Annotated in this window: 12 protein-coding genes, 1 tRNA gene and 1 pseudogene; 5 read left to right on the top strand and 9 right to left on the bottom strand. The window is 65.9% G+C overall.

All coding sequences use genetic code 11. The annotated features are described in order from the left end of the window. A pseudogene (frdB, locus tag FYJ44_RS10550) lies at positions 1-293 on the top strand (fumarate reductase iron-sulfur subunit); the annotation flags it as partial. Positions 294-863: 570 nt separating this feature from the next. Here frdB and FYJ44_RS10545 read toward each other — a convergent pair. The 9 genes from FYJ44_RS10545 to FYJ44_RS10505 form a co-directional block, all read right to left on the bottom strand. Continuing rightward, positions 864-939 (bottom strand) — tRNA-Thr (locus tag FYJ44_RS10545). 130 nt (positions 940-1069) lie between these two features. Continuing rightward, entirely contained in the window at positions 1070-1441 is a 372-nt protein-coding gene (locus FYJ44_RS10540) for a hypothetical protein (protein ID WP_288230584.1), read from the bottom strand. 34 nt (positions 1442-1475) lie between these two features. Continuing rightward, entirely contained in the window at positions 1476-2468 is a 993-nt protein-coding gene (gene gluQRS / locus FYJ44_RS10535; protein ID WP_154511877.1) for a tRNA glutamyl-Q(34) synthetase GluQRS, read from the bottom strand. 4 nt (positions 2469-2472) lie between these two features. After that, positions 2473-2985, bottom strand: a complete 513-nt coding sequence (locus FYJ44_RS10530; RefSeq protein WP_154511875.1) for a rhodanese family protein — start codon at positions 2983-2985, stop codon at positions 2473-2475. An 8-nt stretch (positions 2986-2993) separates the two neighbouring features. Further along, positions 2994-3893 carry a C40 family peptidase gene (locus FYJ44_RS10525; RefSeq protein ID WP_154511873.1) on the bottom strand — a complete coding sequence of 300 codons (900 nt, stop codon included), beginning with the start codon at positions 3891-3893 and terminating at the stop codon, positions 2994-2996. Between the two features lie 102 nt (positions 3894-3995). Beyond that, a complete protein-coding gene (locus FYJ44_RS10520; RefSeq protein WP_154511872.1) occupies positions 3996-4376 on the bottom strand; it encodes a flagellar basal body rod protein FlgC in 381 nt (126 codons plus the stop codon). Between the two features lie 124 nt (positions 4377-4500). Continuing rightward, positions 4501-5289, bottom strand: coding sequence for a GTP cyclohydrolase FolE2 (gene folE2 / locus FYJ44_RS10515; RefSeq protein ID WP_154511870.1), 789 nt, complete (start codon positions 5287-5289; stop codon positions 4501-4503). Beyond that, the gene (nikR, locus tag FYJ44_RS10510; protein ID WP_154511868.1) at positions 5289-5708 is read right to left on the bottom strand and encodes a nickel-responsive transcriptional regulator NikR; all 420 of its coding nucleotides are present in this window, start codon (positions 5706-5708) and stop codon (positions 5289-5291) included. Before nikR ends, folE2 begins: the two co-directional genes overlap by 1 nt. Before the next feature lie 68 nt (positions 5709-5776). Then, entirely contained in the window at positions 5777-6487 is a 711-nt protein-coding gene (locus FYJ44_RS10505) for a class I SAM-dependent methyltransferase (protein WP_195841012.1), read from the bottom strand. A gap of 120 nt (positions 6488-6607) precedes the next feature. Here FYJ44_RS10505 and FYJ44_RS10500 point away from each other — a divergent pair, with 120 nt between their 5' ends. The 4 genes from FYJ44_RS10500 to FYJ44_RS10485 are packed head-to-tail and all read left to right on the top strand — an operon-like array spanning position 6608 to position 12069. Further along, positions 6608-7096: a CvpA family protein gene (locus FYJ44_RS10500; protein WP_154511866.1), complete on the top strand. Its 489-nt coding sequence runs from the start codon at positions 6608-6610 to the stop codon at positions 7094-7096. A 29-nt stretch (positions 7097-7125) separates the two neighbouring features. Then, on the top strand, positions 7126-7935 hold the full coding sequence (mazG, locus tag FYJ44_RS10495) for a nucleoside triphosphate pyrophosphohydrolase (protein ID WP_154511864.1): 810 nt from the start codon (positions 7126-7128) through the stop codon (positions 7933-7935). 10 nt (positions 7936-7945) lie between these two features. Continuing rightward, the gene (locus FYJ44_RS10490; RefSeq protein ID WP_154511862.1) at positions 7946-10141 is read left to right on the top strand and encodes a hypothetical protein; all 2196 of its coding nucleotides are present in this window, start codon (positions 7946-7948) and stop codon (positions 10139-10141) included. Further along, positions 10138-12069, top strand: a complete 1932-nt coding sequence (locus tag FYJ44_RS10485; protein WP_229772663.1) for a hypothetical protein — start codon at positions 10138-10140, stop codon at positions 12067-12069. The genes FYJ44_RS10490 and FYJ44_RS10485 overlap by 4 nt, the downstream gene beginning before the upstream one ends. The last annotated feature ends 42 nt before the right edge of the window (positions 12070-12111 follow it).

Below are 12111 nucleotides of genomic sequence, written 5' to 3'. Positions count from 1 at the left end.
AGGATTTCATCGGGGCCACGGCCATCAACCGTATGGCCCGCTTTTACCTGGACCCGCGCGACAACCGCACCCCTGCGGACTACTACGAGCTGATCGGGGACGACAACGGGGTGTTCGGCTGCATGGGTCTGCTGGCCTGCGACAACGTCTGCCCCAAGCAACTGCCGTTGCAGGACCAGCTGGGCATCATGCGCCGCATGGTGTCCGCCGAATCCGTACGCGGCATCCTGCCGGAATTCCTGCGTAAAAAACTGCAGGGCTGCGGGTGCGGCTGTCAACAGAAACAGCTTTGATTGATGTGCGGATCAGCTTCCAGCTGAATCCGGCGATCTGCGCGTGCTTGAGGATATAACTATGATGTCAAGATAACTATATAACTTTGCAAACCAGCTGCTTATAGATCTGTCATGACCATTCCCCACACTCAAACCTGGGGTGTGGGGATAGTAGGAGCTTGGAGCGAATACTTGGTTCTGACAGTCCTGCTTGGCCGGCAGCTGGCGAGCGGCCCCGCATTTGCCGGTAACTTATGCGGGGCTTTTCTTTTGGCGAACGACGGCCGCCGGAACGGATTTTTCTGTGCGTGTGGTGTGGTTGTAAAGGCTTGCATTTTCCAGGGTGGAAATATCAAGCGTTTGCCCGCTCTGCGGTAAGGGATAAGATTCGCGGCAAACCACCTTTTCCTTTTCGGACGGACCGGGCATGACTGGGGCATGGCCGCATTGTGAATGGTGCAACGGGTTCCAGTTACGGCTTGCATTCTGCGACCGGGGAAAGAGCAAGGAAGAAGAAGAAGAAGAAGAAGAAGAAGAAGAAGAAGAAGGGCTTACGCAGATACCTCCTGCGTAAGCCCTTATATCTTATGGAGCCGCCTGTCAGATTTGAACTGACGATCTGCTGATTACGAATCAGCCGCTCTACCAGCTGAGCCAAGGCGGCAAGTTCCTATAATTACTAAATTATGTCCCTTTCATGTAGAAATTGCGTGCGAGTCAGTTGCTCTACCAACCGAACCGCGCTGTCGGTCGGCTTCTATTGCCAAAAAAGAACCGCTCTGTCAATACGGGCATCAGGCCCGTTCCAGCACCAAGGGAATGGCATGCAGTTCATGGCTGATTTCTTCCGTAGGTTCCAGCTTCCAGGGTGTGTTTTCGGGCCAGCCCAGGCGTTTCGCCACGGCCTTGGCCACGCCGGCCACATTGAGCACCGGATGGCGCTGAAAAACCTGCGGCAAACCATAGGTCAGGTTGCAGACCAGACATTTGCCGGGCCGCTGGCGCAGTTCAAAGGCCAGTTGCGCCCTGACGGGCGTCACGTTCCGGCAGACCAGCCGGATGTCGTAGGCCCCTTCCTCGGCGCCGCCGAACAGGGCGTCAAAAAAATCATCGGTCCGTTGAGCCGGAAAAATTTCATCCACAAAAGCCTGATCAAGCGTTGCCACGTTCTATACACTCCTGCTGAGAGATACGCGCCTGTTACGGCGCAAGCTGACGCAAATCCTGATCCGTCACGCGCTGATCCGTGCCGGGCAGGCGCTCCAGAGCGAAATCCGGCAGCAGTTCCGCCGGACTCACGGGCACGCCGCGCGGGTTGAGCCCGGCCAGCCGGGACAGCAGTCCCACAATACGGCGCGGGGTTACGCCCTGTTCCCGCAAGGACCGCAGGGCCAGACTCCGGTGGCGTTTGGCCAGACGCCGGCCCTCGCCGTCCAGGAGCAGCGGAATATGCGCATATTGGGGCGCGTTATGGCCAAGCAGCCGCAAAAGCGCGATCTGGCGCGGCGTGGAGGGCAATATGTCGCGCCCGCGCACAACCTGATTCACGCCCATGAGCGCGTCGTCCACGGCCACGGCCAGTTGGTAGGCCACCACGCCGTCGGAGCGCCGCAAGGCGAAATCCCCGCCGCATTCTTCCAGCCGGAAGGACTGCGGCCCCAGCAGCGCATCTTCAAACTCGACGGACTCGCCGGGGCAGCGCAGACGCACCGCCGCCCTGCGGCCGCTCCTGAACAAGGCCTCGCGTTGCGCCGCGTTCAGCTCACGGCAGGTGCCGGGATAAGGCGCGCCCGCGTCATCCACATGCGGGGCCGCGGCCAGCAGGCGCAACTCCTTGCGGGTGCAGAAGCAGGGATAGGTCAGACCGGCGGCCTCCAGCCGGGCCAGCGCTTCCGCGTATGCGGCTCCGCGCCGACTCTGTTCATACGGCCCCAGCGGGCCGCCCACATCCGGTCCCTGATCCCAGTCCAGTCCCAGCCAGCGCAGGTCTTCCAGCAACGCCGCCGCAAACTCGGGCCTGGAGCGCTGGGGGTCAATATCCTCCAGCCGCAGGATCAGAACGCCCTTGCGCGCCCGAACCGCCAGCCAGGCCAGCAGGAAAGCCCAGGCGTTGCCCAGATGGGCATAGCCCGTGGGGCTTGGCGCCAGTCGCCCGCAGATCCGGGCGGACCCGTCCGCTCCGCATGGCGGCATAAAATTATTTTTTGTTCCAGGGCATGGCTGAAAGCAGCAGCCCCAGGCCGCAGAAGCCGGTCACCCCGGCGAACACCAGCCCCGCGCCCACAAAGGCGGACAGCCAGATCATGGGCGGCCAGACGAACACGCCCGCCAGACCCAGCAGCACCAGCGCGCCCGCGCCGATCTGAATCTGGCGGAACAGGGGCATGCGCTGTTGCCCGCGCTCCACAGGCAGGCCTTCCTTGGCCCAGGCGCTGACGCCGCCCTCCATCTGCCAGGCGGGACCACCGGCCAGTTCTTCCAGCAGATCGCTCTGCTTGCTGGTGCGGTTGCCGGAATTGCAGGTGAAGACAATAGGCTGGTCCGCGTCGGACAGGGCCAGATGCGACCATTTGATGACTGAAAGCGGCGCCACTTCCGCGCCGGGCACGCGCACCGCGTTCACTTCATCCGGTTCACGGATATCGACAAGACGGATTTTTCCGTCCCGGAGTTTCTGCAACGTTTCAGCCGGGCTGATGACGGGAAGCATATATCCGCCTATGATTTCTTACGGTTTTTGGCGCCGGAAGTCTTTTTATTTTTCTGATGGGAAGAGGAAAGCGCCTTGCCGGAGGATTTTTTCTCCGCAACGTTGCTCACCGTGCTTTTGCCATTTTTGGCGGACTGAGTGGCTTTGCTTTTTTCCGCCCTGGCGGCCTTGACGAGCGCGGTCTTGCGTTCGCCGGAAACCTTGGTATGGCGGCGCGTGTCGCTGCTGGCCACCTGCACGACCTTGTCGCGTGAGACGCGGCGCGTTTTGACGGCGCGGCGGGATTTGGCCGGACTTTTTTTCGAGGCGGAAAGTTCGCGTACGGCCTTTTCCTCGGCGTAGTCGCTGAGGCGGCTTTCGGCCTGGGCCACCAAATTTTCATTGCCTTCAAAATTCACGCGGCGCGCGCCCAGAAAGGTGCTGCTGAAATAGGGATCGCTGAGAGAGTTGATCCGCACGGTGGTACGACGACGCGGGCTGTGGATGAATTTCCCGTCGCCCACGTAAATGCCCGTGTGGTAGCCCCGGCGGGGGTGGCGGAAGGCCACGATATCGCCGGCGCGCATATCTTCCTGGTTCTTGATGCGCTCGCCCACCACGGACTGTTCCCGGGCGGTGCGCGGCAAATCCACGCCCACGCTCTTGTAGGCCCAGCAGACAAAGCCCGAGCAGTCAAAACCGCCCGGACTGGAACCGCCCCGCACATAGGGGGTGCCGATGGCCGAGCGGGCTTTGCGCAGCAACTGGCGGCTGGCCTGGGCCTGATCCTCGTCCAGCGCCGCCTCATAGGAGCGGCGGAAGCGCTCCACGCGCAATTGATCATCATTGGTGCTGTTCTGCTTGGTCGCGCAGCCGAACGCCAGACCGCAACCCATAATCAGCGCGCATATTTTCAGATACTTACCCATTCGCACTCCATTCCCGGTGATGGCCGCTCCGCCGCGCGGACGGCGGGCAACGGGACAAAAAAACGGGCAGGTCCGTCCCGCCCATTTCGGCATATGCCTGTATCAGGCCTTCATATCCAGCAGTACCCCCAGCATGGCGTCGCCGGTGCGGACGGTTTGGGCGTTGGCCTCATAGGTCCGCTGTGTGGAGATCATCTGCGTCATTTCACGTCCCAGATCCGTGCCGCTGGGATTCACGAACTCCGGCGGCATGGACGGATCACTGTTTGTCGCGGCGTCGAGCCGCCCGGCAGCGCCCGCGTCCTGAAGCACGGCATCCAGACGCACGCCCCGGCCGCCGGGACCGGTGGCGTAGACCGCCCGTTGCGGCGTAAAGCCCGCCGTGTTCACGTTGGCCACATTGTGCGCCGTGACGGCCATACCCCAAGAGTGGGCATCCATGGCCGACGCGCCGATATACATGCTGCCGGTAATGCCGCTCATCAGTCTGCACCTGTTTGCGATTTTTCTAACATAAAAACCTTTCGCTGCAAAACGCTTTTTCCAGGGCCGGTCCGCCCCCGCCGGGGCCAAGGTTCATGCGCTTTTTCGGGCTCTCCGGCCGGGTTCAGTCCCGCTCCGCGTTCAGGACGTCGCGCTCGATGCGGGCAAAGGCGTTGTGATTATGAATGGATTCCATGCTCTCCACTTCCACGCTGAACCACTCCACATGCGCGTGCCGTGAAAGGCGCTGGGCCACGTTGCGCACCACGTCCTCCACAAAGGCCGGATGGGCGAAGGCGTGCTCGGTGACGAATTTCTCGTCCTCGCGCTTGAGCAGGGTATAGACCGCCGAGGAACCCGACTCCTCGGCCATATCAATAAATTCCTCCAGCCAGGAAAAACCGTTCATGCGCACGCTCATGCGCACGATGGAACGCTGGCTGTGCGCGCCCTCGCGGCTGATGGCCTTGGAACAGGGGCAAACGGTCATCACCGGCACGTCCATATCCAGCAGAAAGGATTGGCCGCTCTCGTCCAGTTCGCCGGTGAGGCGGCATTCATAGGCCACCGTGCCGGGGCTGCCCGAAGCCGGGGCCGTCTTGCGGATGAAATAGGGAAAGCTGAAGCGCGCCCAAGCCCGCCGCGCGCCCAGGCGCTCCTTGACGGTTTCCAGCAGGCGGCGCACCGACTGATAGCTGATTTCCTCGTTCCACCCTTCCAGGGCTTCCACAAAACGGCTCATGTGGGTGCCCTTGAAGGCCGAGGGCAGATCCACGCCCAGATCAACGCTGGCCACGGTCTGCTGGCGGCCCTTGGCGCGGTCGCGCACCAGCAGGGGCAGCCTGAGTTCGCGCACCCCCACGCGGTCAATGCTCAGGGGCACCGTGGGGGCATGGCTTTGTACGTCTTCCATCAGGCCAGATCCTGTCCGGTTGTGGTCACGCTGAACGTGCCGTGCTTGACGCCGCGGCAGGAGATCAGCCGGTCGGCCAGAGCCCGCACCCGCGCGGCCTCGCCCTTGAGCACCAGCACCTCCAGGCAGTTGTAATGATCCAGATGCACATGCAGGGTGGTCACGATAATGTCGTGATCGTCATGCTGGATCTTCATCAGCCGCCGGGCCAGATCGTTTTTATGATGATCGTAGACCAGGGTCAGCGTGCCCGCGCCCTGGCCCCCGGCATCCCGCCAGTCATCCTCCACCAGAGCTTTGCGGATCAGATCCCGGATGGCTTCCGAGCGGTTGGAATAGCTTTTGCGCGCGCAGAGCGCGTCAAAAGGCTCCAGCAAATCCTCATCCAGCGATACGCCGAAACGCACTAATTTTCCCATGTATTCCGCCTGCCGTCTGTCTCGTGCCCGGCGCGCGTCCCTAGAGCGGAACCTGTTCCGCCCGGACTTCAGGGCGTCCCGCGCCGGATTTCCCATACCTGCACGGTCACCGGCACAGGCTGGGCGTAAAGGGGCTCCACCCGTGCCGTGTGGACGCGCCGCCCCTGCCAGCCGCCGCCGTGCAGGGCGTGCAGAAAAGCCTCATAGACCGAGCGCCCCGGCTCGGCCACCCAGGCCGCGCCGTCCGGGGCCAGGGCATGCGTCAGAAAACGCAGCACCGGTGCCACAAAACGCTTTTCATACATGATGTCCCCGCCCCAGATCCGCGCCATGCTCCGGGCGCGCACCGCCGGACGCCGCCAGTCCATGACCGTCCAGCAGGGCTGCGCCACCGCGTTGCGGTCCGCATTCAGGCGCGCGAAGCGCAGGGCGTCTTCCTCATAATCCACAGCCGTGACCCGAGCGCCCAGCCATTGGCCCACCAGGGCGGTGAGGCCCAGGCCGCAGCCCAGATCCAGGCAGGCGCGGCCCGCGATTTCCTCCCGCCGTTCCGCCAGCCAGCCGGCCAGAGCCACGCTGGACGGCCAGAGTTCGGTCCAGTAGGGCAGCCGCTCGTCCTCGAAATTGCGGGGATCGTCGGTCATGGCATCCCAGAGCTGCTCCAGGTCGGCGGCGCGCGTCAGACGCCAGAGCCGACCGGCCGCGTTGACGGCGATTTCCGGCGCGTAGGCCTGCAGGGGCGTCTGTTCCACGGCTTCCCGCCCGGCCGGAGCTGGCATTGAGGACGTCGGTTTCACGTCCGGCAATATAGCCCAATGGCCGGGGGCTGTACAGCGGGCCGCATTGTCTCATGGCGGCGCTTCTGCTATGGTGCGCCACGGAGGCTGACGGAACCACATATGGGGCAGGATATTTTTGATCTGATCATCGTCCTGGCGCTGGTCTTTTTCGCCGGGCGGGGTTTTGCGCACGGTTTTGTGGGCGAAGTGGCCGGGGTGGTGTCGCTGGTGGGCGGCTTCTGGGCCGCGCATGCCTATCATCCCCTGCTGTCCCCGCGCCTCACGTCCATCGCCGATCCGGCCTGGCGGACCATCGCCGCCTACGTGCTGATCTTTCTGGCCGTGATCCTGGCCGTGGCCGTGCTGGCCCGCATTCTGCAAAAAATCCTTTCCTTTTCCTTCGTCTCCTGGGCGGACAGGCTGGCCGGCGGGCTGCTGGGCCTGGCCAAGGGCGTGCTGCTCTGCGCGCTGGCTCTGCTGGTGCTGCAAAAATTCTTTCACGATGCGCCCTTTATGCGGCATTCGCGCGCCCTGCCCTATTTCAACGCCCTGATGGAGCAGGTGCGCACCTGGCTGCCGCCCGATCTTGTTTCCCGGCTGGGAATCTGAACCCCATAGTATAAAGGATGCACCGCGTCATGGAAAAAAGCGCCCTGGAAGAACTGCAAAGCGTCATCGAACGCCTGATCAGCCCGGACGGCTGCCCCTGGGACAAGGAACAGAGTCCGGAAAGTCTGACCGACTACGTCATTGAGGAAAGCCACGAGCTTGTCAGCGCCATCCGCTCGGGCAAGGCCGACGAGATCCGGGAAGAACTGGGCGACGTGGCCTTTCTGCTGCTCTTCGTGGCCCGCCTGTGCGAGAAGCGGGGCCAGTTCAACTTTGACGACGCCCTGAACACCAGCCGCGCCAAGATGATCCGCCGCCATCCGCACGTCTTCGGCGATACGGTTTTTGAAAATCTGGACGAGCAGCTCAAGACCTGGGAAGCCATCAAACGCGCCGAACACGCGGACGCCGACGGCAAGCCCCAGGGCGTTTTCGACAGCCTGCCCGCCAGCCTGCCGCCCCTGGTCAAGGCCTACCGCATCCACTCCAAGGCCGCGCGCGCGGGCTTCACCTGGCCCGAGGACGAAGAGGTGGAGCAGCAGGTGGAGGCCGAATGGCTGGAATGGCTCGACGCCTCGGCCAACGGCGACGCGGAAGCCCAGAAGCATGAGCTGGGCGACCTGCTCTTCAGCATCACCGAGCTGGGCCGCCGCAAGGGCATCAAGGCCAGCGAGGCCCTGGATCTGGCCACACTGCGCTTTCTGCGCCGCTTCGCCCGCATGGAGGAGCTGGCCCGGGAGCAGGGTCGCGATTTCACGGAACTTTCCCTGGATGACAAGGACGAACTCTGGAACGCGGCCAAGGCGGAGGAAACAGCCGCATCCGCCGACAAGGCCTGACGGAGACGCCATGCCCCTGCCGCGCCGCACGCCCCGCCTTCTGGCTGTTCTGCCGGCCGTTCTGCTGATCTGCTGTCTGACGGCGGCCTGCACGCCCCCAAAACGCGCGGCGCACCCGACCGGCGTCCCCTCAGCGGCGGCCGCCGCAGGCAACGGCCTGCCCAGAGCCGACCCCGGCTATCTGCAATGGCTTGAACGGCAGTCCATGCTGGGAGCCGCGCCGGAACTCACGGCCCAGGTCTCGGGCACGGAACGCATCTGGCGCAACAGCAGCACGGCCCGGCGTCTGCCCGTTCTGCTGGGAGCCGCGCCCAACTGGTTCGCGCTCAATCCCTACACCGTCAGCGCCGGTCAGCCCCTCTTCCGGACGCTGTCCGGCGGGAGCGGGGGCGGCTTCCCGGACGTTCTGCCCCAGGCCGGGCTCAACGGTCTGTTCATTTCCCCCACCGGCGAACGCGCCGACATCTGGAACAAGCGCAACCAGCCTTCTCCCGGCGGGGAAAACGTGGCCTCCCTGCGTTTTGATCCGGCTCTGGGCGCGGACGCGGATTTCGAAAAACTGGCCCAACGTCTGGAGCGGCTTCAGGTCCAGACGGGCGGCGAACTGCCCCCGGCGGCCACGGGCCTGGGACCGGATTTCATACTTCAGGCCCGGCGGGCCGCGCGTTTCGACGGCGTCTACGCCATGATCGCCGTGCCGCAAAAGGACTGGGACATTCTGCCCCGCCTGCCGGACGAATGGGAGTGCCTGCCCCTGCGACCAGAAGCCGTGGCGCAACTGGCCGGGCGCGGACTTTTGCCCGAAGCCCTGGTGCGCGACAGCCTGCCCTGGGCCACGCCCGGCGGCTGGGCCGCGACCGGCGAGGTGCGCGGGGCCGACGGCCAGATCCGGCGCTGGGTCTATCGCTACAGCGGCGACGCCCTGCGCCCGGTGCTGCTCTGGCAGGATCCTTCGGGCCAGGCCCGGCGCATTTTTTCCGCCGCCATCATCCAGCATACCGGCCTCCAGCAGCAAACCCTCACCGGCCTGCGCCTGGAAGCCCTCATGGGCCTGGACGTGCCCCCCGGCGCGGCGGAAGACGCGGCCCAGACACAGCCCCCCCATCCCAAAGGCGCAAATATGCCGGACCAGACCCGGCTGACCCCGGGCCTGGACGCTCTGGACGAGGCCGCGCGCGAGGTGCACCGCTACGGCGGCTGGGCCATGCAGGACGACGTGCTGCCCCCCTCGCTTACGGCGGCGGTGCTGGCCGGGGCCGTGGATTTCACCCGCGACACCATCACCCCGGCGGCTGCCGCCTATGCCCTGCTCAGCGGCGACGCGGCGCCGCTGGCCGCCCTGCTGCGCGCCGCGCAGGCCGCCGGTGTGGACCAGAGCCGTCTGGCGCGCGGCCTGCACGACTGGCAGGCCGTGGACTGGCGGCCCCTGCTGGACCTGCCGCGCGGCCGGGAACTGATCCGGGAGGCACAGAAAAAAGCCGGCGGCCCGCCCGATGCCCTGCGGCTCTGGACCACACCGGCCTCTCTGGCCGCGCGCGCTCTGGGGCTGAAGCCCTCCGACGCAGCCGCCTCCAGCGGTCCCGCCGCCACTGCGGACAAGAACGCGGCCCTGCGCGAAGCCTGCCTTCTGCTGCTGAGCTGGCGCGTCGGCCTGCCGGGCCTGAGTTTTGTAAGTCCGCAGGATCTGGCCGGGACGCTGGACCTGCCGCGCGCCACGCCGGATCTGCCCGCCAGCCTGGGCCTGACGCCCCTCTGGCTGGAGAGCGCCACAGGCTCCAGACCGCCCGCGCCGCTGGCCTTCGGCCCCCTGGACCGGCAATGGGCGGACGGGCAAAGCTTTCTGCACGCTGTGAGCGGCCTGCTGCACGCCCGCCGCGACACGGGCCTGGCGCGGGGCAGGCTGCTGGCGGTGTTCAGCGGCCCGCCCGGCTGCGCGGCAGTGCTCAGCGCGCTGCCCGATGGCGGCTATTGGCTGCTGGCGGCCAATTTTTCCGCTGAAAAGCGAACCTTTTCCCTGACCCTGCCCAACGGCGTCACAGCGAACGCGGCCCGCGACATTCTCAGCGGCCGGGCCCCGGCCTCCGCTCTGGCGCAAGACGGGAGCGGTCTCAGACTTGATCTTGACGCCCGCCAGGCCCGCCATCTGCTGCTTGGCGGCCGGGCGGCGGATTTGTTTCTCTCACGTCAACCAGGAGCGACGCCATGACCTCAGACAAAGCCCCCAATCCTTCCCCGGACGCCACGCCGGAGAGCGGGACGGACGCCGCTCCGGAAGCTTCGGCAAACGCGGCTTCCGCTCCGGCGGATGCCACGGCCGCGTCCGGCGGCCGGGATGCCGACGGCGGACGGCCCGCGCGGGAAACGCGCAAGGACGGCATGAACGCGCCCGCGTCCAAATCCGCGCCGGTTCCGGGCCGGGCGGACAACTTCTTTCAGGCGCTCTGCCGCCTGGGCCCTCTGTTCCTGCTGCTGGTGCTGGCGGCCCAAGCCTGGCCGGACTTCTGGCAGGCCTGGCGCGGCGACGCCCTGTATTGCCCGGCCGAGATCCAGAACATCCGGATTTTCCTGCACACCGCCCAGAACGGGCCGTGGCTGGCCCCCACTGCGGGTTCGACGCCCGAACTGGCGGGCCAGATAACCTGCCTGGCCGCACAGTGGCCGGGCTTCACCTGGTTCATGGCTCTCCTGGCGGTCCTGCTGCCGCAGGCCGCGTCCGCCCTGCTCTTTCCCCTGGCCGGGGCGCTGGCCGCGGCTCTGGCCCTGCTGGGCGTCTGGGGTCTGAGCCGCGCGGCGGGTTTCGGTCCCAAGGCCGCTCTGGCCGCCGGGCTGATTCTGCTCTGCGCGCCGATTTTTGCACCCCTGGCCCACTTCACCGGCTCGGCGGCTTTATCCGCCGCCCTGCTGCTCTTTTCCCTGCTCTGTTTCTGTCACGGCTGGCAGGCCAAGAGCGCCTGGTTCTGCCTCCCGGCGGGCTTTGTGCTGGCTGGTCTGGCGGGTCTGACCGGCGGGCTTTTCCATCTGCTGCTGCCCCTGCTGGCCAGTGTTGTTTTTTTGCTCTGGCGCGGCGCGTTCCGCCGGGCTCAGGCCCTGGACGCCCTGACCGGCTTTGTCCTGCTTTTGCTGCTTCTGGCCGGCTGGCTGGGCAGCGTCATTCTCTGGACCCACGCCGAAGGCTATATGCAAAGCCTCTACGCCACGCTGGCCCGCTGCCCCTGGCCCCTGCCGGCCCGCTGGTGGTGGCCCCTGGCCGGGGCCGCTCTGGGCCTCGCGCCCTGGCTCGCCCTGGTGGTCTGCGTCTCCTGGCAGCGGGTGCTGCGTTCGGCCTGGAGTGATCTCAAGGCCTCCCGCGCGGAGCGCGCCGGTTCGGCCTTTGTCTGGATCAGCCTGGTTCTGGGCTGCCTGTTCAGCCTGCTGACGCCCGCCGCGCGGATGCAGGGCGTGGCCGTGGCCCTAGCCTGCCTGGCCGCCCCGCTGCTGGGCAAAGCCCTGCTGCGCCTGCCGCACCTGGGCAGCCGCCTGTTCTACCTCATCGCGGCCCTCTGCCTGCTGCACGCCGGCCTGGCCCTGACTGCGGCGGGCTTCGGCTTCTCCCTGGACTGGACGGCGCGCTTTTTCTCCCATCCGCTCAGCCCGGAACAGCGTGAAATGATTCTGGGCCTCACGGCGCTGCCCGTGCTCGGCGTGCTCTGTCTGCTGACCGCCGTGGCCATGACCCGCTTCATCCGGCGGGATCATCCGGGCGGCGCGCTGCTGTTCTGCACGCTGGCGGCCGTGATTCTTACCCAACCAGCGGCCCTGATGCTCGCGCCGGAGCTGGCCGCCCTGCCGCAGGCCGGTTTGAGCCGTCTTCAGGATATCCAGACCCCGGCCGCGCCGGAAAACAGCGTGACGCCCGCCGCGCCGGACGCGGAAAAAATAGGTGAAATTCCGGCCGCGCCGGAAGCCGCTCCGGCTCTGATTCCGGATCAGGCGCCCGCGCGGGAACCCGTTGGGGCGAAGAATGCCCCCTTGACGGAACAGGAAGCCGCGCCCGCCGTTGCTCCGGAAGGCGACGCGCCCTTGGCGGACCCCCAGCCGGAAGCGCCCGATGCGGGGGATGCGCCCGCCGCGCTTCCCGCTCCCACCGGCAATTAAATCCCACCCTCAGACAACAACAAGCCGCTCCGGAGAATATCC

This window comes from Desulfovibrio porci (assembly GCF_009696265.1).
Lineage (GTDB): Bacteria > Desulfobacterota > Desulfovibrionia > Desulfovibrionales > Desulfovibrionaceae > Desulfovibrio > Desulfovibrio porci.
This window is presented reverse-complemented; position numbering and strand designations above follow the sequence as displayed.

What these genes read in the sequence shown, in the direction of transcription:
- gluQRS (WP_154511877.1), bottom strand. Translation starts at nt 2,468, where the DNA reads ATGCCGCCATGCGGAGCGGACGGGTCCGCCCGGATCTGCGGGCGACTG.
- mazG (WP_154511864.1), top strand. Translation starts at nt 7,126, where the DNA reads ATGGAAAAAAGCGCCCTGGAAGAACTGCAAAGCGTCATCGAACGCCTG.
- FYJ44_RS10490 (WP_154511862.1), top strand. Translation starts at nt 7,946, where the DNA reads ATGCCCCTGCCGCGCCGCACGCCCCGCCTTCTGGCTGTTCTGCCGGCC.
- FYJ44_RS10520 (WP_154511872.1), bottom strand. Translation starts at nt 4,376, where the DNA reads ATGAGCGGCATTACCGGCAGCATGTATATCGGCGCGTCGGCCATGGAT.
- FYJ44_RS10525 (WP_154511873.1), bottom strand. Translation starts at nt 3,893, where the DNA reads ATGGGTAAGTATCTGAAAATATGCGCGCTGATTATGGGTTGCGGTCTG.
- FYJ44_RS10485 (WP_229772663.1), top strand. Translation starts at nt 10,138, where the DNA reads ATGACCTCAGACAAAGCCCCCAATCCTTCCCCGGACGCCACGCCGGAG.
- FYJ44_RS10500 (WP_154511866.1), top strand. Translation starts at nt 6,608, where the DNA reads ATGGGGCAGGATATTTTTGATCTGATCATCGTCCTGGCGCTGGTCTTT.
- nikR (WP_154511868.1), bottom strand. Translation starts at nt 5,708, where the DNA reads ATGGGAAAATTAGTGCGTTTCGGCGTATCGCTGGATGAGGATTTGCTG.
- FYJ44_RS10505 (WP_195841012.1), bottom strand. Translation starts at nt 6,487, where the DNA reads ATGCCAGCTCCGGCCGGGCGGGAAGCCGTGGAACAGACGCCCCTGCAG.
- FYJ44_RS10530 (WP_154511875.1), bottom strand. Translation starts at nt 2,985, where the DNA reads ATGCTTCCCGTCATCAGCCCGGCTGAAACGTTGCAGAAACTCCGGGAC.
- folE2 (WP_154511870.1), bottom strand. Translation starts at nt 5,289, where the DNA reads ATGGAAGACGTACAAAGCCATGCCCCCACGGTGCCCCTGAGCATTGAC.